1 protein-coding gene and 2 pseudogenes are annotated in these 2,411 nt (G+C 66.4%); 1 reads left to right on the plus strand and 2 read right to left on the minus strand.

The annotated features are described in order from the left end of the window. Positions 1 to 917: pseudogene (locus JCM19049_RS11810) on the plus strand (DEAD/DEAH box helicase); the annotation flags it as partial. A gap of 208 nt (positions 918 to 1,125) precedes the next feature. Here the strand turns inward: JCM19049_RS11810 and JCM19049_RS11815 are convergent. Together JCM19049_RS11815 and JCM19049_RS11820 are read right to left on the minus strand one after the other, a co-directional pair. After that, complete coding sequence (locus JCM19049_RS11815) at positions 1,126 to 1,623, minus strand: isochorismatase family protein (protein ID WP_279403085.1); 498 nt, start codon at positions 1,621 to 1,623, stop codon at positions 1,126 to 1,128. 8 nt (positions 1,624 to 1,631) lie between these two features. Next, positions 1,632 to 2,411 (minus strand): annotated as a pseudogene (locus JCM19049_RS11820) (nicotinate phosphoribosyltransferase); the annotation flags it as partial.

Consider the following 2,411-nt stretch of genomic DNA (forward strand, 5'->3'; position numbering starts at 1 on the left):
CGCCGCCTGTCCGAGGTGCGGCGCACCGTGAAGGACGCCGGCGGGCTGGTGATCGCCACCGACATCGATGACGCCAAGGCCTACGCGCAGCAGCTGGAGGCAATCTGCGGGCAGAAGGTCACCACGATCCTCTCCGATGACCCCACCGCCTCGCAGAAGATCGATGAGTTCTCCGAAGGCGACTCACGCTGGATGGTCGCGGTGCGCATGGTATCCGAGGGAGTGGACGTGCCCCGGCTGTGCGTGGGCGTGTACGCCACCTCGACCTCGACCCCGCTGTTCTTCGCCCAGGCCGTCGGCCGCTTCGTGCGAAGCCGCAAGCGCGGTGAAGTGGCCAGCGTGTTCCTGCCCTCCGTGCCGATCCTGATGGCCCTGGCCAACGAGATGGAGGTCGAACGCGACCACGCGCTGGACCGCGAAGGCTCCAAGGTGGAGGACGGGCTGGATGACGCGGCCCTGGAGGAAGCCAACCGTGAGGAGAAGGCCAGCGACGAGCTGGTGCGCAACAAGTTCGAGGCGCTGAACTCCCAGGCTCATTCGACCGCGTGCTCTTTGATGGCGGCGAGTTCGGCACCGGCGCGGACATCGGCAGCGATGAGGAGCTCGGCTTCCTGGGGATCCCCGGGCTGCTGGAGCCCGAACAGGTCTCGGCGCTGCTGCGCGAACAGCAGAGCAAGCAGATCAAGGGCGGGGCCTCCAAACCGGCTCCGGTTTCCGACCACCGCCAGCTGATGGACCTGCGCAGTCAGCTGTCCAAGAACGTTTCGGCGTGGGCGGCGCGCACCGGCACCCCGCACGCGCAGATCCACACGAAGCTGCGCAGCGTCTGCGGTGGACCGGCTGTGCCGCAGGCCAACGCGGACCAGTTGAGGGCCCGCATTGAGAAGCTGCAGGACTGGTTCGTCGGGCGCAAGTAGCCAGCGGTGACCGCAGTCCTGGTAGGAGCGGAACACCGCACCCAAACCAAAGAGGAAGAGGCCGCCACGGCGGCCTCTTCCTCTTTGTCAATGTTCGTGTTCGGACCCGGTTTCTAGCCCAGGGTCAGTACGGTGACTCCGGATTCACGCAGTTCGCTGTACAGGCTCGGCAGGTTCTCGGGGGAGACCGCCGCGGTCAGCGGGGTAATCACGGTGGTGGCGAAGCTGCCTTGGCCGCATCCAGCGCGGTGGCGCGCACGCAGTGGTCGGTGGCGATGCCCACCACGTCCACTGCGGTTACCTGCCGCTGCTTCAGCCAGTCCTTCAGCAGTGGACCGGATTCGTCCTCCAGATCCGCGGCCGGATTCAGCAGTCGGGCCTCGAAGCCCGAATAGCCATCCGAATACCGGCCCTTGGCGAAGTGGCCGTCCACCTCCAGGTCGGCGATCTGCGGATGCAGGGCGGCCCCGGGAGTCCCGGCCACGCAATGCACCGGCCAGGTGTCCACGTAGTTCGGGTTCTTAGAGAAATGCCTGCCCGGATCGATGTGCCAGTCCTGGGTGGTGGCGATCGCCGTGTAGGAGTCGCGGCGTTCGGCCACATCCGCGGCAATGGCCGAGGCAACGGCATTGCCGCCCTTCACGCCCAGCGGGCCGCCTTCGCAGAAGTCCGGTTGTACGTCAATGATCAGCAGTGCGCGGGACATAGTGCTTCCTATTCATTCACGAGGATCGTGGGGATCACCGGTTCACCGCGCTGCAGTTTGCGGGCGATGCCTGGCATCTCCTGGATCGAGGCGTGGTGCCGCTGGCGGGCCAGCTGCACGCCGGAGGCTGAGACATACTTTTCGTCAATCTCACCATGCGTGACCAGCGGGACGGTTAGCAAGCGTTCCGGGCCTTCGGTGGTGTGTTCACCCAGTACAACGATCTCGTTGACCGCACGGTTCCGCTCATTGAGCTGACGCACGCCGCTCTTGCGTCCGCCGGTGCTGGCCTTGTTGGTGGCGGCCTTGGCCACCGGGATCCATTCGCCGGAGGTGTCCTGACGGGCCACCAGCTTGTAGACCATGGAGGCGGTGGGGTGCCCGGAACCGGTGACCAGTGCGGTGCCCACCCCGTAGGAGTCCACCGGGGCGCTGGCCAGGGCGGCGATCGCATACTCGTCCAGGTCGCTGGTAACGGTGATCTTGGTGTTCCAGTTGCCCAGGTCATCGAGCAGCTCGCGCACCCAGGTGGCCTGCTGGACCAGATCCCCGGAGTCCAGCCGGACCGCACCCAGTTCGGCGCCGGCGACCTCCACCGCGGTGCGCACTCCCTGCTCGACGTCGTAGGTGTCCACCAGCAACGTGGTGTCCACGCCCAGGGCATCGACCTGTGCCTGGAACGCCTCGCGTTCGCTTTCATGCAGCAGGGTGAAGGAGTGGGCGCTGGTGCCCACGGTCGGGATGTCGTAGCGTGCCCCGGCCTCCAGGTTGGAGGTGGAGTCAAACCC

Source organism: Arthrobacter sp. JCM 19049 (genome assembly GCF_001310435.1).

What these genes read in the sequence shown, in the direction of transcription:
- JCM19049_RS11815 (WP_279403085.1), bottom strand. Translation starts at nt 1,623, where the DNA reads ATGTCCCGCGCACTGCTGATCATTGACGTACAACCGGACTTCTGCGAA.